Origin of the sequence: Acinetobacter sp. NPDC052428, from assembly GCF_044547685.1 — a bacterium.
GTDB lineage: Bacteria > Pseudomonadota > Gammaproteobacteria > Pseudomonadales > Moraxellaceae > Acinetobacter > Acinetobacter lwoffii_G.
The window spans coordinates 94,892-115,334 of record NZ_JBIUAT010000001.1; the positions used below are offsets into that span (position 1 = coordinate 94,892).

Below are 20,443 nucleotides of genomic sequence, written 5' to 3' on the forward strand. Positions count from 1 at the left end.
ACTCTTTATTAAATTTTTCTCGCTTGTGTTTACTTAATATAAACAATGAAAATAAATGTGCATGTTTTGGGGCGTTATGGGATCAGTGGTTTGCTATTGGCAAGCTGTTGTCATTTTGCTTATGCTGGTCAAACGATCTATCAATTACGCGACAGTAATGGCAGTACTTTATTGACTAATAAGAAAAGTCGCTATAATCATCTACAGGTAGAAAAGAAAACCTATTATCCAGACAGCAATATTCACAGTTATAGCAACTGGGGCTCGAGTGAAGCCTCGGTATTGCCTAGCTATAGTAGAAATAAAAATGCCTATGACTCGATCATCCGTCAGGCAGCACAAACCTATGGTGTATCTGAAGGCTTGATTAAAGCTGTGATGCATACCGAATCCGGTTTTAATGTACAGGCACGCTCTCCAGTCGGTGCACAGGGCTTAATGCAACTCATGCCGACGACTGCCCGTCGTTTTAATGTCAGCAATGCTTATGACCCGCAGCAGAATATTATGGCAGGTGCCAAATATCTGGCCTGGTTATTAAAACGCTTTAATGGCAATACCACCTTGGCACTGGCAGGCTATAATGCTGGTGAAGGTAATGTCGCTAAATATAAGGGCGTACCACCGTTTCGTGAAACTCAGGACTATGTCCGTCGTGTCAGCAGCCGTTATCAGAACCTATATGCTCAAGGTCTAGGTAATCATAGTGCTGCCTATACAGCATCTTCTGATACTGGCCGTGTGATTGCCAGTTCTGACAATTATTCGACTGGAACCACCACAGCTTCCAATATTCAGGCTGCCAAGTATCAGCGTCAGATCATTGCTCAAGCGGATGGCAGTTTCACCGATGCACCGGCAGGCTCTTATGCCACCGCCAATGCGTCAGCATCTGCAAAAATATATTTAAGTGAATAATTCCTAAACAGCTTTGTTTTTAAAGACCTATGTTTTTATTTGTACAAAAAATATCCTGTGTTTTTTGTAGCCAAATGCTATTTTTTCCTTGAATTCTTCTCGATTTCACCGCATATTGATTTCAATGATTTACATTTAATAATCAGATTATTTTTCTGTAATAAGAGGATTTCTCAATGATGCGGATTGGTTTGTTCTTGCTAACCAACCTCGCGGTACTGGTTGTAGCTGGCATTATCTTGTCACTCTTCGGTGTCGGTAGTTACCATGGCGCAGGTGGCTTGAATCTAGGCAACCTGTTGGTCATCTGTTTTGTGTTCGGTATGGTCGGCTCAATGATTTCCCTGTTCATGTCTAAATGGATGGCGAAAAAGACCACGGGTACTGAACTGATTGACCCGAATGCACCTCGTAACCAAGCTGAAGCCTGGTTGCTCCAAGAAGTTGCACAACTTTCTCAGCGTGCAGGCATTAAAATGCCGGAAGTGGGTATTTTCCCCTCTTACCAGTCGAATGCCTTTGCCACCGGCTGGAACAAAAATGATGCTCTCGTTGCGGTATCAACTGGCTTGCTTGAGCGTATGAACAAAGACGAACTTCGTGCAGTATTGGCGCATGAGATTGGTCATGTCGCCAATGGTGACATGGTCACTCTGGCACTAATCCAAGGTGTTGTGAACGCCTTCGTGATGTTCTTCGCACGTGTCGCAGGTGATTTTATTGACCGCAATGTCTTTGGTCGTGAAGAAGGTGAAGCCCCGGGTATTGCCTATTTCGTGATTACTATTGTGCTGGATATCGTGTTCGGTATCTTGGCATCGTCGATTGTGATGTGGTTCTCTCGTCACCGTGAATACCGTGCTGATGAAGCAGGTGCACGTCTGGCAGGTAAACAAGCCATGATTTCAGCATTACTGCGCTTACAGGCAGAATCTGAAATGCCAGATGCCATGCCGAAAGAAATGAAAGCATTTGCGATTTCTGCGGGTAAAGAAGAAGGCTTTAGCCTTGCTGCATTGTTCCAGACGCATCCAAGCATCGAACAACGTGTCGCTGCATTGCAACAACTTGATTGTGCTTAAGTAAAACTTTATTTTTGATTCAAAAAAAGCCTGCAATTGCAGGCTTTTTTTATTGGATTCAATTATTCTTTAGCTGACCTATCATTGGCTGAACCATTGATACAGCGCCATAGCACCCCACCCGATCGCGAAGACAAATACAATCAGGAATAAAGTACCTAAAATATCGGGGATGTGAATCCAGATCCAGGCCACCACGGGATTGCGCCAGAATGCTGATTGCTGTTGTTTGCGTTCCAGACTTTCATGCAAAAATGGATGCACCACATGTCGATCGCTATTAATCTGATATTCCTCGCGAATATGCAGGTGCACGACATCGAGCGCTTTGCGACTGGGCCGAATAAAAATATCAAAGGCCGTGCCTGCCACCGGAATAAATCCTACTACCGCATCGATCGCCGCCATTTTCATCACTGGATTGAGTTTGGCACTCGGCACCCCAATCTGTTTGGCCTTATGAATGGCATAACAGGTCAGTACAAAACCGGCAATATCTCCAGCAACCGGAATCGTACTCAAAGCCGCGTCTGCCCCCACCCCTTGCTTGGTAAACGGAATACGCACCACGGAATCCATCATATTGGCAAACTTGGCCAGATCACGTTCCAGACGTATCACCTCTTGTTGGCTTAGTTTTGGTTTTTGTCCAGACTCAGGCATAGGTTATTCCAGAAATAATGCTGATTTTCTTGAGCATAAAGTATTTTTTATACGTTGATGTATCAATCTGTGAATTAAAACAATAATTTGGAAGCCACAAATAAATACAGAATCACACCAGTAGCATCGCAGATGGAAGTCACCAACGGCGCCGAAGCACTGGCAGGATCAAGTTTGAGTTTATTTAAAATAAAAGGCAGACTCATGCCGATCAGGCAGCCCATCAACACAATCCCGAGCATGCTGATGGCCAGCACCACAGCTACCATAATATCTCCCCGAATATAACCCAGAATGGATACCGCAATCGCCATAGTGCCGCCTAAGCATAGCGCCACCAGAGATTCACGACTGAGCAGGTTAAACCAGTCCTTAAACTCGACATCGCCTGTGGCCAAGGCACGTACCATCAAGGTGGCTGATTGCGAACCGGCATTCCCGCCACTGCCCACCAAAAGCGGTAAGAAAAATACCAGCACGATATGTGCGGCAATGATCTCTTCAAAGTGTGCAATGCCGATTCCAGACAATAGACTCCCAAAAACCAGTATCACTAGCCAAAAGACCCGCTTCTGATACAGGGTCAAAATCGGGGCAGTTTTCAGACTCAGCTCAGTCAACGGCGTCACTGCACCCGACTTTAAAATATCTTCGGTGGTTTCGGCTTCGACAATGTCCATAGCATCGTCATAAGTAACAATTCCTAAGAGTTTTTGCTGTGCATCAACCACAGGCAGAGCAATAAAATCATAGTAGGCCAAGGCTCGAGCTACAATTTCCTGATCATCTGTTACCTGGGCAGAAATCACTTCGCGTTGCATCACCTCGGCAATGCTCAGCTCAGGTAAGGCCTGAATGATCTGCCTTAGGGAAATCACACCGATCAGCCGTTCTTCTGCATCGACAATATAAATCAGATATAGGGTTTCCTGCCCGGCGGCCACCACACGTAAAGCCTGTATTGCTTCATCCATGGTTAAATCGGGTGAGAGCGTCACAAAACTTGAGCTCATCATGGCCCCAGCCGTGCCTTCCGGATAGATGGCCAGATCTGTGAGTGTCTGCTGGGATTCTTCAGACAAGGCGCTCATCAATTGCAGCTGTAGCGGCGGCGAAAACTGCTTATAAATATCGACAAAATCATCAGAAGGCATTGCGTCCAGAATGGGAACAAGTTCTGAAATAGATAGGTGCTTGGTCACGTTTAACTGCTGCCCTAGGGGCATAAAAGCATAGACCAAGCTTGATTCATTCAGTTCCCTTAAAATTTGGGCCTGTTGCCGAGCATCTAAACGACTTAAAATGCGCGCCTGATCGGCGACATTCAGCTGACTAAGTAAGCCTACAGCGATGTCGTGATTTTCAGAATGTAATTGTTGTTGGATATGCTGGATTTTTTCTGAAATTGTCGGCATAAGCAGCTCATTATAAAAGTCTGGCATTCAAGAGAGGTTTGTCCTGATCCCTATGTATCCTAATTTTTCATGTGAATAATTTTAATGATCATGCTGCAATATGACGATATTTTTTGTATAAATCAATTCCTCGATATTTAGCCAGAAAAAAGCCTGACTGAGTCAGGCTTGTTCACTTTCTAAAGATGGATGATCTATCACCACTGATTGAGAAACTGTTTTTTTAATCATCAGACCACGGATCAATACATACATAAAGGGAATAAACAGCAGTACCAGGACAGTGGCAAATAGCACCCCACCAAAAACACTACTGCCAATCTCCTGCCGGCTGATTGCACTGACGCCGGTGGCAAACATCAAAGGCAGTACGCCCGCTGCAAATGCAATGGAGGTCATGAGAATAGGACGCAAGCGTAAGCCCGCGGCCAGTATCGCGGCCTGAACCGGAGTATGACCTGCCCGCTCTGCTTGTGCGGCAAACTCTACAATCAAAATTGCATTTTTACAGGACAGACCGATGGTCGTCAGCAGGGCGATATGGAAGTAAATATCGTTTGCAAAACCGAACCAGGCACAGAACAGAATACTCCCTCCTACGCCCAGAGGAATCGCGGTCAACACCACAGCAGGAATCGTCCAGCTTTCATAAAGTGCCGTTAAACATAAGAAAATAAAGGCAATCGAAATTAGATACAAGAAAATAGCTTGCCCACTGCTGCGTTTTTCTTCTAGTGCAGCTCCACTCCAGGCCAAATTTACTCCGTCTTGTTCATCGACTAAAGCTTCGACATCTTGCATGGTTTGACTCGAAAATTGATCTTTGGGAATACCTGCATATACAGGCACGGCGTTATAGCCCATATAACGATTGATACTATTCGGTCCACCTTGCCAATTCAGCGTAGTGAATTGATTAAACGATAACATTTCGCCTGTGCTATTGCGGACATGCCAATGTGCCAAATCTTCAGGTTTAGAACGGAACTCCGCTTCGCCTTGCATGATGACCCGTTTGATTTGTCCACGATCAATAAAGTCATTGATATAGGTACCACTCCAAGCCGCAGCCAACGTACTGTTAAAACTTTGCTGAGGTACGGCATATTTGAGTAAACGTTCTATATCCAGTTTAATATTCAGCTCGGCACTTTCTTTGGGTACATCAAGTTGTAAATATTCAATCGATGATTTTGCTTTGGCACGGGTTTCAATCTCAGAGAAGGATTGCTGTAAAAACTCGCTGCCCCGTGAATCTAAATCTTGTAACCAAAAGTCGACCACACGTCCATTACTAGACATAGAAGGCGCCATAAAGAAAATCTGGGCATTGGCATGATTGGCAAAGTGCTTTTGTGCACGATCTACAATGGCAAAGACGGTATCTTCAGGATTTTTACGCGCTGCCCAGTCCTTTAATACGACAAAAAGCTGACCACGATAAGGCCCAACTCCAACATTGTTTCCACTATACCAAATCCCAATGCTTTGGATGCGCTCAGATTCATGCTGCATTAAATAGTCTTGAACTTCACGCCCGACTTTTTCTATCTCAGAACGTGGTGCATTACCCGGCATCACAATTTGACCCATGACAAAGCCCATATCTTCCGTTGGCATCAAGCCTTCGGGCAAGGTTTTATAAAGCCAGCCAAAGCCTAAAACACATATACTAAATACAGCCAACATCGTCATTTTAAACTGCATGCTACGTGCAGAAAGCTTTTGGTAACGCATGGTGAGCTTATCCATGCCACGATTAAAACGCTTTGCCCATTTTGGTTGATGTGGTTGACGCTTTAGCAGTTGCGCTGCAAATGTAGGGGTGATGATAAGTGCTACCAATAAAGAAAGTAGCATTGCCACGACCAACGTGATGGAAAACTGACAATAGATGACCCCTGTCATACTGCCAAAAAATGCCATGGGAATAAATACAGCAGTTAAGACCAAAGTAATCCCGATCAATGCACCGCTAATTTCCTTCATTGACTTTAAAGCTGCAGCCTGAGCATCCAAATGTTCTTCATGCATCAAACGTTCAATGTTTTCCACTACTACAATGGCATCATCGACCAACAGACCAATCGCCAAAATCAGGGCAAACAAGGTAAAACTGTTTAAGCTCATTCCCAGTACATACAGCACCGCAAATGTGGCTAAAACTACAATCGGAATGGTGACTGCAGGAATAATAGTGGCGCGCCAGTTTTGCAGGAAGATAAACATTACCAAAACCACCAGTACCATCGCTTCAACCAGAGTTTTCGCGACTTGTTCAATTGAACTGGTAATGAATGGGGTTCTGTCCATGGTCATACGCAATTGATAATGTGCAGGCAAATTGGCTTGGGCATTTTTCAACACCGTTTGCATCTGCTCTGAAACCGCAATCGCATTACTCCGTGGCGCCAATTGAATCGATAATGCAGCGGATAAATGACCGTTGGTATAATTTAAATGGTTATAACTTTCTGCCCCCAACTCAACACGTGCGACATCTTTCAAGTACAGGACCGAACCTGAATCTGTTGTCTTCACAATAATTTTTTCAAATTCATGAATACTACTTAAACGTGATCCCGCACTAACCTTGGCATTCATGTATTGATCTTGTGCTGTTGGTAATCCACCAATAGAACCAGATACAAGAGGTGCATTTTGTGCCTCGACTGCATTGCGAATATCACTCGGCATCAGATTAAATTGGCGTAGTTTATGTGGATTGAGCCAAATGCGCATCGCATAGCCTGCGCCATAAAGCTCCACTTCACCCATTCCGTCAATACGGGAAAAACGCGGTTCGACATGCACCATTAAATAGTCAGCAAGCTCTATAGGTGTCGCTTTCCCTGATTCATCATATAAACTCAGTAATGCAAATTGATCATAACCTTGTTTATAAACAGCCACTCCATTTTGCTGGGTTTCTTCAGGCAATCGACTTAGCACACCATTGACTGCATTTTGCACTTGCAACAGTGCCTGATCGAGATCCACGCCTTGCTCAAACGACAGGGTCAGATTTGCACGTCCCACGCTACTGTTGGACTGAAAGCTTTCCAAACCTTCAATGCCTTTTACCGCTTGTTCTAAAATTTGCGTGACCGATTGCTCAACGGTTTCCGCAGATGCACCACGATACCCCGCAGAAACCCCTAACGCAGGTGCGTCCATATTCGGCATATGCTCAATCGGAATTTTTTGCAGTGCAAAAATTCCTAATACCATCATGATAATGGCGATGACGGCTGCAAATTTAGGTCGATAAATAAAAAAGTGTGACAACATGAATAAAAATCCCCATCAGATGCATTCTCACGACACATTCTTGTATGAATAGATGATTTTTATAGCAATTTTCACACCATGCTGAAAACGCAACCAGTCATTGGACGAGTTTTGGCGATAAAAAAATCCCCGTATAAACGGGGATTTTTCAGCTCTAGAGTTTTCCTTTATTTTAAGCACGCGATTTTTTGATGATGAGTCGACGAATTAAAACATACATAAATGGAATAAAAATCAGCACCAGCAATGTTCCAAAAATGACACCACCAAATACACTCACGCCAATTTCCTGACGACTCACCGCACCAGCGCCTGTAGCAAAGACCAGCGGTAAAATCCCTGCGCCAAAGGCCAAAGAAGTCATCAAAATTGGACGTAGACGTAAAGACGCACCTTCTAGTGCGGCTTCTACTACCGATTTACCTTGCTGCTGCGCTAATGAAGCAAATTCTACAATCAGAATGGCATTCTTACAGGACAGACCAATGGTGGTCAACAAGGCAATCTGGAAATAGATATCATTCGGGAAACCAGCCAGATAACTGAAAATAATATTGCCGCCAATCCCGAGTGGAATAGCCGACATCACTGCGGTTGGAATGCTCCAGCTTTCATATAAAGCCGCCAGACAGAGAAAAATGAAGCCAATTGAAATCAGATACAGCCAGATCGCCTGATTATTGGACTGTTTTTCCTCGAAAGAAAGACCGCTCCAAACTACATCGACTCCCTCCTGCTTGGCAATCAAAGCTTCTACATCCTGCATGGCCTGACCGGAACTGCTGTCTTTAGCCCGATCCGCTTCCATTTGCAATGCGGTATAACCCATGAAACGGTTGACCACTTCAGGGCCACCACTCCAGCCCACTTGCGAGAAGTTGCTGAAAGGCACCATCTGATTCTGGTCATTTCGTACATGCCACTGCGCCAGATTTTCTGGCTTGGAACGGAATTCAGCATCACCCTGCATGATCACCCGTTTAATCCGGCCGCGATCAATAAAGTCATTAATATAACTGCCGCCCCAGGCGCTGGATAAGGTACTGTTGATTGCCGATTGGGTCAGGCCATTGGCCATGGCCTGTTTCTGGTCAATATTGACACGTAGTTCTGCTTTGTCAGGATTAGAACGCTTGCCCAGATTTTCAAAGCTCGTATAGTTGCCCACCCTAGCTTCCAGTGCTTTAAACTGTTGTTCCAGATATTGCCGGCCATTGCCATTGATATCTCGAATCCAGAAATCCAGACCATCGGTTTGTCCCAAACCATTGACTGAAGCTGGCATGGACACGTTAATTTGTGCATTGCGATTACTCTGGAAATGCTTCAAAGCCCGTTCACGAATCGCTTGTGCAGTATTGTCCTGACCGGAACGCGCATCCCAATGTTTTAATGCCACAAAACCGGTCGCCAGATTCTGACCAGTTCCAGAGAAATTTCGCCCATAACGGATCATCACCAGATTGACGTTGGCTTGTTCCTGATCCAGAAAATACTTACGGACTTCTTCACCGATCTGAATGGTATTTTTCATCGGGGCGCCTTCCTGCAATTTGATTTGCAGGCTTAAAATCCCCTGATCCTCACTCGGTAAGAAACTGGTTGGCAAGGCACGATAGAACAACGCAAACACACCGATCAATCCAGCAAACAATAGTAGACAAATCGCCTGACGCTGAATCGTGAATTTAGACAAATTCAGATAACGATGTTTTAAATGATCCAGTTTCTGGTTAAACCAGGACGCCCATTTTGCCGGTTTAGGATTCGGTTTTAGAATAAGCGCGCACAATGCTGGCGTTAGAATCAATGCCACCATTAAGGACAGCGACATGGCCGCAACCAAAGTGATAGAAAATTGGCGATAGATCACGCCAGTCGAACCACCAAAGAAAGCCATCGGAATAAAGACTGCGGTCAAAACCAGAGTAATCCCGATCAGTGCTCCACTAATTTCCTGCATGGATTCCAGGGCCGCGTCCTTGGCGGACAGTTGCTTTTCATGCATCAGCCGTTCGACGTTTTCCACCACAACAATCGCATCATCCACCAACAGACCAATCGCCAGAACCAGCGCAAATAAGGTTAAGGTGTTAATACTCATACCCAGTGCATACAGCACCGCCATGGTACCCAAAATCACTACCGGAACAGTCACGGTAGGAATCAAGGTGGCACGCCAGTTCTGCAAGAAAATGAACATCACAATGATGACCAAGATCACGGCTTCGATCAGGGTTTTGACCACTTCTTTAATTGATTCTTGAACAAAAGGCGTATTGTCACGTGGATAAGCAATTTTATAGCCTTCAGGCAATTGCTGGGAAATACGGGCAATTTCAGCTTTAATCAGATTAGAGGTGGCAATGGCATTGGCACCTGACGCCAGCGAAATACCCAGACCTGCCGATGGATAACCATTATTGGTACTATAAGACTGATAATTTTCAGCACCCAGTTCTACCCGGGCAATATCTTTCAAATAAATAAAGCTGCCGGCACGATCCGATTTGACAATAATATTCTGGAATTCTTCTACAGTTTTTAGCCGTGAACCCGAAGTAACTTTGGCATTCAGGTATTGCTCGTCTATGGCGGGAAGATCACCAATCGCACCAGCAGCGACCTGAGTATTTTGGGCTTCAATCGCAGCACGCACATCGCTTGGCATCAGGTTATATTGTTTTAATTTTGCCGGATTCAGCCAGATCCGCATCGCATATTGTGAACCAAAAACATCCACCTCACCAATGCCTTCAATCCGGGAAATGTCCTGTTCCAGATGGGTCATCAGATAGTCGGAAAGTTCAATATTGTTGCTGCGCCCCGACTCATCATACAGGCTAATTACCATATGGGTATCACCGAGCGATTTAAAGACATTGACACCTTGGCGTTGTACATCTTCCGGTAATCGGTTTAGTACCCCATTAATCGCATTTTGTACCTGCACCTGTGCAGTATCCGGATCGGTACCATTCTCAAAGCTAATGCTGACCCGGCTGCGTCCTGAAGAATCACTACTCGAACTGAAATACAGCAGATGATCAATGCCTTTGATTTGCTGTTCCAGCACTTGAGTCACGCTTTCTTCCACAGTTTCCGCAGAAGCACCGCTATAAGTTGCTGCCACCGTTATCCTTGGCGGGGCAATGTCCGGATAACGTTCCACTGGCAGGTTCATCACTGCGAACAGGCCGATTGCCATGACAACAATCGCCAGTACCCCAGCAAAGATCGGGCGGTGGATAAAAAATTTAGACAGCATAAGTCCGGGTCACTTTTAATTAAATAGGGGTAAATTGATGCAGAACATAAGCATGCTATATCCAAATATTCAGTGACATAGCACTAGAATGCAAGAATTAAACACATAAAATCTGCGATAAAAACCAATCATGGAGAAATTATGGATAATCCCTCTTGAGCACGTTCTTGAGATTGCTCTTCCCTATTTATTAATAGCATTTTTCCAAACAAAAAACCCTGCATCTGCAGGGTTTTTTGGTGAATCAATTAAGCGGATTAAGCGCTGAACTGGTTCATTGTGTTTTTAGAATCATCACCAGCTTTCAATGCATTGTCACCAGCGAAGATTTCTTTGTGGTCATCACCGATGTCAGAACCAGCCATTGCTTGGTGTTTAACACATGCGATACCGCCGCGGATTTCTTTACGTTGTACGCCAGCAACATAAGCCAACATACCTTCAGTACCGAAGTAACCTTGAGCAAGCTCATGAGTAGAAAGCGCAGCTGTGTGGTAAGTCGGAAGTGTGATCAAGTGATGGAACACACCCGCTTCACGAGCAGCATCTGCCTGGAATGTACGAACTTTTTCGTCAGCTTCAGCAGCCAATTCAGTTGCATCGTACTCAGCGCTCATTAACTTAGCACGGTCGTAAGCAGAAACGTCTTTACCTTCAGCAACCCAACGGTCATACGCTTGTTGACGGAAGTTTAAAGTCCAGTTGAACGAAGGCGAGTTGTTATAAACAAGTTTCGCATTTGGAACTGTTTCACGTACACGGTTAACCATGTGAGCGATTTCAGCAACGTTTGGAGTCGCAGTTTCGATCCAAAGCAGGTCAGCACCGTTTTGTAAGCTAGTTACACAGTCAAGTACAACGCGGTCGATTTGAGTGCCTTCACGGAACTGGTATAGACCAGAAGCAAGACGTTTAGGACGGTGAAGTTTACCATCACGCTTGATCAGGATTTCGTCTTCTTGCGCTTCTGAAATGTCGATTTCAGTCGTGTCTAAGTAGCTGATGTATTGAGATGCGATGTCGCCTGGCTCTTTAACCACTGGGATTTTTTGAGTCAAGTCAGCGCCTTCAGAGTCAGTACGCGCAACGATGATACCGTCATCAAGACCCATTTCAAGGAATGCATAACGTAATGCATGGATTTTCGCGATGAAGTCTTCGTGTGGAACAGTTACTTTACCGGCCTGGTGACCACATTGTTTCGCATCAGACACCTGGTTTTCGATTTGTAGTGCACAAGCACCCGCTTCGATCATTTTCTTAGCAAGAAGGTAAGTCGCTTCTTCGTTACCGAAACCAGCGTCGATGTCCGCAATAATTGGCACAACGTGAGTTTGGAAGTTATCGATTTGTGAAGTGATTTCAGCTGCTTTAGCAGTGTCGCCCGCTTCTTGTGCTTTTTTAAGGGCACGGAACAAGTCGTTTAATTCTTTCGCGTCAGCTTGACGTAAAAAAGTGTAGATTTCTTCGATCAATGCAGGAACAGAAGTTTTTTCGTGCATAGATTGGTCAGGAAGTGGACCGAATTCTGAACGAAGCGCTGCAACCATCCAACCAGAAAGGTAAATGTAGCGACGTTCAGTCGTACCGAAGTATTTTTTGTTCGCAATCATTTTTTGTTGCGCGATGAAACCGTGCCAGCAACCTAATGATTGAGTGTATTTGCTAGAGTCTGCATCATAAGCAGCCATATCACGACGCATAATTGCCGCTGTATATTTCGCAATGTCCAAACCAGTTTTGAAACGGTTTTGAAGTTGCATACGCGCAGCATCTTCAGGACTGATGTCTGCCCAAGTGTTACCGAATTTCGCTTTTAATTCGCGGATTGCATCAATCGCTGTTTGGTATGTAGTCATGATATATTCCTGTAATAATATTAGGATTTTTCTGCAACGAACCGCTCAAATCACACCCTCAATGACTTGTTCAGATTTTCGACGATCCGTTGGGATAGCTAAAGATTAGTGGGCTTATGAAAATTAATCCAATAGTCTGCAAGAATCTTCAGTATTTATTTAAAAAATGAGTAGATCAAAGTCTTAGTACAATCTTGATGAATTAAACTAATATACTGTTTTATATATATTTATTTAAAAATAAAGATGGATAAAATCTCCCCATGTTGCTTAAAAATAATTCATTAGACTTAAGTCTGGCTATGGGTTTTATGTCCTTTTATTTTTAAAAAATGCTGATCTTTGATGATTTATTCAACTTAAGGAATTCTTGAGTTAGTTTACTTTTCACTCAAATCTTAAATGCAAGAACAGCTTTGATGATTTTCTTTTAAAGCGAAAAGATGGATTTCAATCCAATTTATAAAAAAGGCTAAATGATGATCCATTTAACGTGCATCTTTTCTTTTATGTACACTGTAAATAATAGCCCTTAAGCCTGTGTTAATTCTGTAAACTTTATCAGTGAGCACATGGCTTTTTTTCATCGGCGCTTTACACAAGGCCCGGCAATTATGGCATAATCATCATAATTTCTTGTATTTATTCTCGGTATTTCTTTTATGAATCTGGAGCGGGTCGATCTCAATCTATTAATTTATCTTGATGTACTTCTTCGCGAAAAAAATGTCACACGTGCAGCAGAACAATTGGGCGTTACCCAGCCTGCCATGAGTAACATCTTACGCCGATTACGCAATTTATTTAATGATCCCCTCCTGATCCGCTCTTCTGAAGGCATGACCCCGACCGAACGTGCTTTAGAATTACAGCCCCGTATTCGGGATGCACTGGCTGACTTGTCCATGATTCTGGAACCGCGTACCGAGTTCCGTCCATATACCTCAAATCGTGTCTTCCGGATCATGACCTCGGATTATGCCGAAGCCACTTTAGTACCGCGCTTAGTCAAAGCCTTGCGTTCAGAAGCTCCAAATGTTGTTCTCGACTTCCTGACGCCAAGTGACGTGTCTTATCGTGATATGGAACAGGGCAAGGTCGATCTGGCAATCAACCGCTTTAATGAGATTCCGCAAAGTTTTCATCAGGTATTGGTCTGGCGTGACAGCTTTTCTTGTCTTTTAAATAACAAGCATCCTGCCGCAAGCAACTTAAACCTTAAAAGTTACCTGGATGCACAGCATATCTGGGTTTCTAAAACCGGTATGGGTGTTGGTTTCGGGGTGAATCCTGAAAAACAGGCCGGTTTAGGCTGGATTGATCAGGCTTTGGAACGTATTGGCCAGAAACGTAAGATTTCGGTATTTACCCGTCATTATCAAATGCCAGGCTTATTAGCATCCAATGTAGATCTGATTGCAACACTGCCTTCACGTATTGCGCGCTTACAAGCCAAAAATCACAATCTGATTTTAAAAGATCCGCCGTTTTATATTCCGGAATTTGAATTAAAAATGGCATGGTGCCCATTATTGCATCATCATCCGGCACATCGCTGGTTACGTCAGCTGATTTTATATGTTGCACGGCAAATGATTGAAGAGGAAAACCGTGAATTCCTGAGCAATAATTCTCAATTTTCAAACTATTAACCTTACAATCTTCTAAATTCTTATTTTTTAAGATTATACTTTGAGGACTTGAGCTGTCATTGTTACACCTCAAGTCTTTTTTTATGCTAAAAATATCCTAAGATATTATTTATCCACAGGTGGATTTGTGAGCCTCTTACAAAATATCGTGATTATCTTAATACTCATCGCGGGGGCCGGTTTTTTATCTTTAACTGAAATCGCCCTCGCAGGTGCCCGTAAAGTCAAACTGAAAATTCTGGCTGAATCGGGTGAACATCGCGCTCAAAAAGTTTTAGATCTACAAGAAAATTCTGCGGACTTCTTTGCAGCCTCTCAAATCGGTTTAAATGCAGTCGCTATTCTCGGCGGTATTTTAGGTGAAGGCGCTTTCCGTCCTTATATTTATAATTTTGTTTCCCGCTTTTACCAAGGACCTTGGGCTGAAAATATCAGCTTTGTGCTTTCCTTCACGGTCGTCACTTCATTATTTATTTTATTTGCAGACCTGATGCCGAAGCGTCTGGCCATGATTGCGCCAGAAAAGATCGCAGTCTCGGTCATTGAGCCTATTCAGATTTTCATTAAAGTCTGCAAACCTTTGGCCTGGTTTATTAACGCGATTGCCAACATGCTGTTCCGTCTGTTTAAAGTGAATACCATCCGTGATGACAATATTACTTTTGATGATATTTCTGCAGTGATGGATGCCGGTGCACAGGCCGGTGTACTCCAGAAGCAGGAACACCATTTCATTGAAAACGTATTCGAGCTTGAAGAGCGTAACGTTCCTTCCAGTATGACTACCCGTGAAAATGTGGTGTTCTTTACCTTAAATGAACCGGAAGTAAGTATTCGGCAAAAGCTGGCGGAATATCCCTATTCCAAGTTTCTGGTGTGTAGTAATGACATCGACAGTGTGATTGGCTATGTCGATGCCAAAGATATTCTGGTGCGTATTTTGAATAACCAGTCGCTGCTGCAGCTCAATGAAAATACCATCCGTAATGTGTTGACCATTCCGGATACTTTGACCTTATCGGAAGTTCTGGACCGTTTCCGCTCTACCAAGGAAAAGTTTGCCGTTGTCATTAATGAATATGCGCTGGTAGTCGGAGTGATTACCCTTTCCGATATTATGATTACCGTGATGGGTGACTGGGTGACGCCTATTGAAGCCGATCAACAAATTATTAAACGTGACAATAATTCCTGGCTGATTGAAGGCAGCACGCCGATTGAAGACATCAAGCATGCGCTTGAAATTGATGAAATGCCTGATGATGAAAACTATGAAACCATCGCTGGCTTCATGATGTATAAATTACGCAAGATTCCTCGTCCTGCAGATGCAGTGATATTTGGTGCTTATAAGTTTGAAGTGGTGGACGTCGATCATTTTAAAATTGACCAGTTGCTGGTGACACGCCTACTCGAAACCAATTCAGTCCTTCAAGAAGAATCAGATTAATCTGGTTCTTCTTTTTAGGGATAGATTAAAAAAATTATTCTAAGAAAAAAATCATAAGGTGAATGATGAATATTTCTGCATTATTGGCATGTCTGTTTTTTTATTCAGCCCTGTATTTGTTTTACTTCTTTTTTGCCAAACAGCAGAATCCCCTGCTTATACTTGCAGCCATTATTCTGATGATTTTAACGGTTTTCATTATTCCCTACCCGCATGAACGTCGCCGTCAAGGATTCGACTCCACCTTGAGATTAGGAGAGTATTTTTATTGGCCCTTGATTATTTGGTGGCGTTTATTTATTCTGCCCATCAGTTGGCTGATTGCACTGATATATCGTGATTAAAAAAGCACCCGAAGGCGCTTTTATTTAGATCTAGTTATAGCTTAGATTTTTGCTAATAAAGCCTCAAGAACGGCTTGATAGTGAATCTGGATATCATCTTCTAAAATCTTGTAGGCATTATCGAATTGCACCATTGGCCAGCCTTCTTTCCAGAATGGGAAAATATTGTGCAGGTCATGGGTGACAATGGCATCTTCACGCACAATTGCTTGGGCAATTTGTGACAGCACTTGCGCAGTTTCAGCACCATCAATCGCCATATAATCAATACCGCGCGCTTTTAAAATACGGATTCGGTCTTTTTTATAACGGATTTTTTTGATTTGTGCTGCATTCAGACCAAAAGCCAAAGATACGGCTTCGACAAATTTGTCTTCAAATGACTGATTCAATGCTACTAAGGCTGCTTTATGCGCTTCCTGACGACCAGCTTTACCACCCTGACGAATTGCTGCTTGCGCCTCAGTATTTAGCTCATCCTTTTTCATACTTTGCAGGATGTCTAAAATTTCGATGTCGCTTAACGCCTGAGGAGATTGATCAGTCATAAACTGTCCTTAAAAAAATATATCTTGAATGGGTTATTTTCGCATAATTCGACGCTAAAAAATCAAAATCTTCATGATTAAAACAGCGCTATGACCTGAAACTGCATTTCTTCTGCGATATTGCGCAAAATCGACTATAGTGCTTCATCTATATATTAAATTAATCTCTGGATGATCCCCACTACGCAAGTGACTTTGTTGCTGCAGCAACTTAAGCGCCAATATCCGACTGCATTTAAAGGGAATTACCTGTTTTACAGTCAGATTGAAATCCGTGGAATCTGGGATAAAGCCAAGCTCTTAATTCCTTGGGCCTTGGCCGCCATGATTTTTGTTCCCATCAGTTTGATGTTACGAGATCTAGTACAGCAATCTTTTGTGCAAATCAGCGAATTTCAGGCGCAAAGTTATGCCATTTTGGCCATTCTGTTGTTCCTGATGTTGAGTCTCACCTTGATTCTGTACCAGATTCAGCATTCTTCTTATTCGCTGTATCAGTTATTGCGTCATACTCCGATCAAGATGGCTATTGTGATTCTATTGCAAGCCTTAAATCTGGTCTTTATACAAAGCAGTTTGCTGATGTGGAGCTTATTCTTCTTTGGCGTGAGCTTTGGTTTTGTGCGCTTTTATCGGGAAAATTTATTCAAGGAAAATAGTAAAAATACTGAGCACTATCAGCTACAACAATTACGTAAAATCTGTTTTTGGGCTTATAAACAAACCTGTCTGATCCGACTAAAATTACGTTTTTATTCAAGCCATGATCCTCGGCATGCCGAACTAAAACAGCAATTAAATCACTTTGCCGGGTTATATACGCGGCTGCTGAAATATGAGCATCAATATTGTAAAACGATCAAGCACCTGGATGTCGACAGCTATCTGGATGAGAATTCATAGTTCCCTCTATCATTTTTCATTGGTCGTCTTAAAGATCTGCAAATATTGACTTTTAAAAAACGTTGATTTGCTGGTTTTTAGAATAGAAGCTACGGAATTGCTTGAAAAGAAAGCAATCATTTAGAAATTTGCTTGCCAAGCTTTATTTCGTCCTCTATTATTGCGCACATGCCCGAGTGGTGAAATCGGTAGACACAGGGGATTTAAAATCCCCCGCCCACAAAGCGTGCCAGTTCGAGTCTGGCCTCGGGCACCATTTTAATATTTATTAAAATGGTGCAATAAAAAATCCAGCATTAGGCTGGTTTTTTTGTGCCTGAATTTTATTCTTTTAGCGCGAAATCCCCATGTCAGAATTAAAACACTTTGATCTCGCTACATTACAATTACGTCATCCAGACGCTTTTTTCCTTAAGCTGCGTTATAGCCGCTTTAAATTTAATGCCTTGCAAAATATCCAGTTTGTTATCGCGATTAATTTACTGTCCCTTCTGGTCTGTGTAGCCTGTAGTCTCAGCTCCGTATTTCTGGAATATTATTTTTTCAAGAATGCCACGATTGCCTTTAATGTCACCTTAATTGTGCTGATGGCACTGCTTTATCCTTATATCTGGCATGCACAATATCAGGCGCAATTTAGTTCCAAAGCCTATAGTCAGCGTTTGCAAAACTGTCTCTATCTGCAAATTCCAATTTTTCTGAGCTTATTGCTCAACCTTTATCTGATTCATTCGGATGTACTGGTCATCATTAGTATGATCATTTTAGCGATTTCTTCCTTTGGGGTGGTCATCCTGGAACCTTTATTTAAAAGTTCCTGTAGTGCGATTGACCAGATCAGGTTGCAGAAACTCCGACAACTGGCTTTTTGGGCTTATCAACAATCCAAATCAAAAACACCACAACAGATTCAAGGTCAATCGAATCTGCAGGCTTATTACCAAAACCTTTATCAGCAATGCATGAATGAAGAGCAACAATTACTCGGCTCAATTCGCTTTAATAGCTTTAAAGATTATTTGAACAGACAATAAAAAACCCTGCATCTGCAGGGTTTTCTTAAATCACCATTCACGATTGGTAATCAGGTCTTCCATTTCAATCTCGAACAGGCCGTGCTCTTGCACCACCATCATCATGGCTTCGGCAATATAATCCGCGGCAGTATCATCCAGAGACGAATCCAGATCTTCGAACTGAGGTTTCATGATATTGATATCAGCCACAGTCAGATTGGCAAGCTGGTAAATTTCTTGATCTGACAAACCTGATTTAGCGACTTTTTGGGCAAAACGTTCGATGTGCTGCTTGATTTCAGCAACCAGAATATCGGGATAATATTCATCATCGAACATGGGGAGAAGTAAATCTGCAAACATTACAGGCACTCTAAAGGATGACTATCTAATCTAAGCGTGCCTATATAGCATATTGTTGCTCAAAAGCCAAACAACATTGCCAAGTGGTTGATTTGCTGCTTTCAATTTCTAAGCCGTTTGCATGGCTTGCCAGACTTTAATCGCATCGGCTGTGACTTTAACATCATGTGCCCGTACCATACATGCACCCTGCTGAATACTCAGTAAATGTGCTGTTGCCGAACCTACCGCACGCTCTTGCGGTGCTTCACCATTTAGAACTGCTCCGATAAAGCGTTTACGAGATAAAGCAGACAAAATCGGATAGCCCATTTCTGTCAATTTATAAAACTCTTGCAACAGCTTTAAATTTTGCTGGGCATTTTTAGCGAAACCAAAACCTGGATCGATCATGATATTTTCCGCTTTTACTCCCACATCCAAGGCATCCTGAACACGTTGAGATAACTCGCGAATCACATCAACAGTAACATCCTCATATTGATCCAGATTGTTCATGGTGGTCGGTTCACCACGCATATGCATGATGATCACTGGAATATTGAGTTCTGCTGCGGTCTGCAATGCATTCGGCCGAGTCAAAGCACGGACATCATTCCAGATATGTGCTCCGGCCCCAACCGCTGCGCGTATGACTTCAGGTTGCGACGTATCAATCGAGAGAATGACCTTATGTTTAGCCAGTTCTTCCACCACAGGCACTACGCGGCGAATTTCTTCTTCCACTTCTACCACTGCGGCACCTGGACGGGTCGATTCACCGCCAATATCAATCACGGTCGCGCCTTCGGCCATCATTTCAAGCGCACGTGCGACTGCATCTTCTTTGTGATTATGCCGACCACCATCACTAAAAGAGTCTGGGGTGACATTGAGAATCCCCATCACATGCGGCTGGGATAAGTCCAATTTTAAATCACCAAATGTCCATACATGTGGTAACAAAGGCATCAGCTGCATGATTCAATACTCACTCAAAATAACCCCGATATTGTCTTATGGATCGCTGAATAAAGCAAAGTGGAATAAGGCTAGGACCTAGATTTCGAAGTAATTGTTTTGGGAATATTGCATCAGTTTAGTTTGTAATAATGCTTTCACATCTGCCCATTCACTTTCTAAAATACTATAGATATAGCTATCTCGAATAGTCTGTCCATCTTTACGTAGCATATGACACCTGATAATGCCATCTCGTTTGGCACCTAATGCCTCAATCGCTTTTTGGCTGGGAAGATTCAAATGATCAGTTCGAAAGCCGACCACCTGAGCATTTAAATTTTCAAAAGCATGTCTTAACAAAAGATATTTACAAACGCGATTTACATAAGCTCTGTGATAGCGCTTGGCATACCAGGTATAACCAATTTCAAAACGTGGAATTTCCGCTTTAATATCATGATAACTGGTGGTTCCAATTGCTTGGCCGGAGTTTAAATCAATCACAGCAAAAGCCATCCTTTCACCTTGAGCTTGCTGTTCAAAAGCCTGAGTAAAATATTTTTTTAAGTTAGGCAGATAAGGCACTGAGTTATATAAAACCTCACCTAAATTTTCTTCAGCGCATACGATAGCTAAATCAGAAAAATGCTCCCAGCTCAACGGTTCAAGACGAAGCTGGTAAACACTGGATTCCAGAACAGGCATATTCATTTTTATTTTCTTATTCAT

General features: G+C 43.0%; 16 protein-coding genes and 1 tRNA gene. 8 read left to right on the forward strand and 9 right to left on the reverse strand.

Annotated features, from left to right (window positions below):
* Nucleotides 1–45: 45 nt before the first annotated feature.
* Together ACIG3F_RS00430 and htpX are read left to right on the forward strand one after the other, a co-directional pair.
* Nucleotides 46–918, forward strand: a complete 873-nt coding sequence (locus ACIG3F_RS00430; RefSeq protein ID WP_396468889.1) for a lytic transglycosylase domain-containing protein — start codon at nt 46–48, stop codon at nt 916–918.
* Between the two features lie 176 nt (nt 919–1,094).
* Nucleotides 1,095–2,000, forward strand: a complete 906-nt coding sequence (htpX, locus tag ACIG3F_RS00435; RefSeq protein ID WP_004280540.1) for a protease HtpX — start codon at nt 1,095–1,097, stop codon at nt 1,998–2,000.
* Between the two features lie 81 nt (nt 2,001–2,081).
* Here htpX and ACIG3F_RS00440 read toward each other — a convergent pair whose 3' ends face one another.
* The 5 genes from ACIG3F_RS00440 to ACIG3F_RS00460 all read right to left on the reverse strand — a co-directional run bounded on the left by ACIG3F_RS00440 (nt 2,082) and on the right by ACIG3F_RS00460 (nt 12,496).
* The gene (locus ACIG3F_RS00440) at nt 2,082–2,663 is read right to left on the reverse strand and encodes a DUF4112 domain-containing protein (RefSeq protein ID WP_396468891.1); all 582 of its coding nucleotides are present in this window, start codon (nt 2,661–2,663) and stop codon (nt 2,082–2,084) included.
* A 74-nt stretch (nt 2,664–2,737) separates the two neighbouring features.
* Entirely contained in the window at nt 2,738–4,078 is a 1,341-nt protein-coding gene (gene mgtE / locus ACIG3F_RS00445; protein ID WP_004280544.1) for a magnesium transporter, read from the reverse strand.
* A gap of 162 nt (nt 4,079–4,240) precedes the next feature.
* Complete coding sequence (locus ACIG3F_RS00450; RefSeq protein ID WP_396468894.1) at nt 4,241–7,369, reverse strand: efflux RND transporter permease subunit; 3,129 nt, start codon at nt 7,367–7,369, stop codon at nt 4,241–4,243.
* A 172-nt stretch (nt 7,370–7,541) separates the two neighbouring features.
* Complete coding sequence (locus ACIG3F_RS00455; protein ID WP_396468895.1) at nt 7,542–10,637, reverse strand: multidrug efflux RND transporter permease subunit; 3,096 nt, start codon at nt 10,635–10,637, stop codon at nt 7,542–7,544.
* Between the two features lie 257 nt (nt 10,638–10,894).
* On the reverse strand, nt 10,895–12,496 hold the full coding sequence (locus ACIG3F_RS00460; protein ID WP_004280550.1) for an isocitrate lyase: 1,602 nt from the start codon (nt 12,494–12,496) through the stop codon (nt 10,895–10,897).
* A 662-nt stretch (nt 12,497–13,158) separates the two neighbouring features.
* On the opposite strand from ACIG3F_RS00460, the gene ACIG3F_RS00465 reads away from it, so the two are divergent.
* The 3 genes from ACIG3F_RS00465 to ACIG3F_RS00475 all read left to right on the forward strand — a co-directional run bounded on the left by ACIG3F_RS00465 (nt 13,159) and on the right by ACIG3F_RS00475 (nt 15,942).
* A complete protein-coding gene (locus ACIG3F_RS00465; RefSeq protein WP_064096319.1) occupies nt 13,159–14,148 on the forward strand; it encodes a LysR family transcriptional regulator in 990 nt (329 codons plus the stop codon).
* 127 nt (nt 14,149–14,275) lie between these two features.
* A complete protein-coding gene (locus ACIG3F_RS00470) occupies nt 14,276–15,598 on the forward strand; it encodes a hemolysin family protein (protein WP_396468897.1) in 1,323 nt (440 codons plus the stop codon).
* A 65-nt stretch (nt 15,599–15,663) separates the two neighbouring features.
* Nucleotides 15,664–15,942, forward strand: a complete 279-nt coding sequence (locus tag ACIG3F_RS00475; protein WP_396468898.1) for a hypothetical protein — start codon at nt 15,664–15,666, stop codon at nt 15,940–15,942.
* A 41-nt stretch (nt 15,943–15,983) separates the two neighbouring features.
* Here the strand turns inward: ACIG3F_RS00475 and ACIG3F_RS00480 are convergent, their stop codons facing one another.
* Nucleotides 15,984–16,490 (reverse strand): hypothetical protein, encoded by a 507-nt coding sequence (locus ACIG3F_RS00480; RefSeq protein WP_396468900.1) that lies wholly within the window; start codon nt 16,488–16,490, stop codon nt 15,984–15,986.
* Nucleotides 16,491–16,661: 171 nt separating this feature from the next.
* Between ACIG3F_RS00480 and ACIG3F_RS00485 the strand changes: the two genes are divergently transcribed.
* The 3 genes from ACIG3F_RS00485 to ACIG3F_RS00495 all read left to right on the forward strand — a co-directional run bounded on the left by ACIG3F_RS00485 (nt 16,662) and on the right by ACIG3F_RS00495 (nt 18,427).
* Nucleotides 16,662–17,393, forward strand: a complete 732-nt coding sequence (locus ACIG3F_RS00485) for a hypothetical protein (protein WP_396468902.1) — start codon at nt 16,662–16,664, stop codon at nt 17,391–17,393.
* Nucleotides 17,394–17,563: 170 nt separating this feature from the next.
* Nucleotides 17,564–17,649: transfer RNA gene (locus ACIG3F_RS00490), tRNA-Leu, on the forward strand.
* Between the two features lie 91 nt (nt 17,650–17,740).
* Entirely contained in the window at nt 17,741–18,427 is a 687-nt protein-coding gene (locus ACIG3F_RS00495; RefSeq protein ID WP_004280558.1) for a hypothetical protein, read from the forward strand.
* Between the two features lie 30 nt (nt 18,428–18,457).
* Here the strand turns inward: ACIG3F_RS00495 and ACIG3F_RS00500 are convergent, their stop codons facing one another.
* From ACIG3F_RS00500 to ACIG3F_RS00510, 3 genes are all read right to left on the reverse strand, one after another.
* Nucleotides 18,458–18,772, reverse strand: coding sequence for a DUF5713 family protein (locus ACIG3F_RS00500; protein WP_396468904.1), 315 nt, complete (start codon nt 18,770–18,772; stop codon nt 18,458–18,460).
* Nucleotides 18,773–18,880: 108 nt separating this feature from the next.
* Nucleotides 18,881–19,732, reverse strand: a complete 852-nt coding sequence (gene folP / locus ACIG3F_RS00505; protein WP_396468906.1) for a dihydropteroate synthase — start codon at nt 19,730–19,732, stop codon at nt 18,881–18,883.
* Between the two features lie 78 nt (nt 19,733–19,810).
* Nucleotides 19,811–20,425: a GNAT family N-acetyltransferase gene (locus tag ACIG3F_RS00510; RefSeq protein WP_396468907.1), complete on the reverse strand. Its 615-nt coding sequence runs from the start codon at nt 20,423–20,425 to the stop codon at nt 19,811–19,813.
* Between the last annotated feature and the right edge of the window lie 18 nt (nt 20,426–20,443).

What these genes read in the sequence shown, in the direction of transcription:
- folP (WP_396468906.1), bottom strand. Translation starts at nt 19,732, where the DNA reads ATGCAGCTGATGCCTTTGTTACCACATGTATGGACATTTGGTGATTTA.
- ACIG3F_RS00480 (WP_396468900.1), bottom strand. Translation starts at nt 16,490, where the DNA reads ATGACTGATCAATCTCCTCAGGCGTTAAGCGACATCGAAATTTTAGAC.
- ACIG3F_RS00510 (WP_396468907.1), bottom strand. Translation starts at nt 20,425, where the DNA reads ATGAATATGCCTGTTCTGGAATCCAGTGTTTACCAGCTTCGTCTTGAA.
- htpX (WP_004280540.1), top strand. Translation starts at nt 1,095, where the DNA reads ATGATGCGGATTGGTTTGTTCTTGCTAACCAACCTCGCGGTACTGGTT.
- ACIG3F_RS00460 (WP_004280550.1), bottom strand. Translation starts at nt 12,496, where the DNA reads ATGACTACATACCAAACAGCGATTGATGCAATCCGCGAATTAAAAGCG.
- ACIG3F_RS00495 (WP_004280558.1), top strand. Translation starts at nt 17,741, where the DNA reads ATGTCAGAATTAAAACACTTTGATCTCGCTACATTACAATTACGTCAT.
- ACIG3F_RS00475 (WP_396468898.1), top strand. Translation starts at nt 15,664, where the DNA reads ATGAATATTTCTGCATTATTGGCATGTCTGTTTTTTTATTCAGCCCTG.
- ACIG3F_RS00500 (WP_396468904.1), bottom strand. Translation starts at nt 18,772, where the DNA reads ATGTTTGCAGATTTACTTCTCCCCATGTTCGATGATGAATATTATCCC.
- ACIG3F_RS00455 (WP_396468895.1), bottom strand. Translation starts at nt 10,637, where the DNA reads ATGCTGTCTAAATTTTTTATCCACCGCCCGATCTTTGCTGGGGTACTG.
- mgtE (WP_004280544.1), bottom strand. Translation starts at nt 4,078, where the DNA reads ATGCCGACAATTTCAGAAAAAATCCAGCATATCCAACAACAATTACAT.
- ACIG3F_RS00440 (WP_396468891.1), bottom strand. Translation starts at nt 2,663, where the DNA reads ATGCCTGAGTCTGGACAAAAACCAAAACTAAGCCAACAAGAGGTGATA.
- ACIG3F_RS00465 (WP_064096319.1), top strand. Translation starts at nt 13,159, where the DNA reads ATGAATCTGGAGCGGGTCGATCTCAATCTATTAATTTATCTTGATGTA.
- ACIG3F_RS00485 (WP_396468902.1), top strand. Translation starts at nt 16,662, where the DNA reads ATGATCCCCACTACGCAAGTGACTTTGTTGCTGCAGCAACTTAAGCGC.
- ACIG3F_RS00450 (WP_396468894.1), bottom strand. Translation starts at nt 7,369, where the DNA reads ATGTTGTCACACTTTTTTATTTATCGACCTAAATTTGCAGCCGTCATC.
- ACIG3F_RS00430 (WP_396468889.1), top strand. Translation starts at nt 46, where the DNA reads ATGAAAATAAATGTGCATGTTTTGGGGCGTTATGGGATCAGTGGTTTG.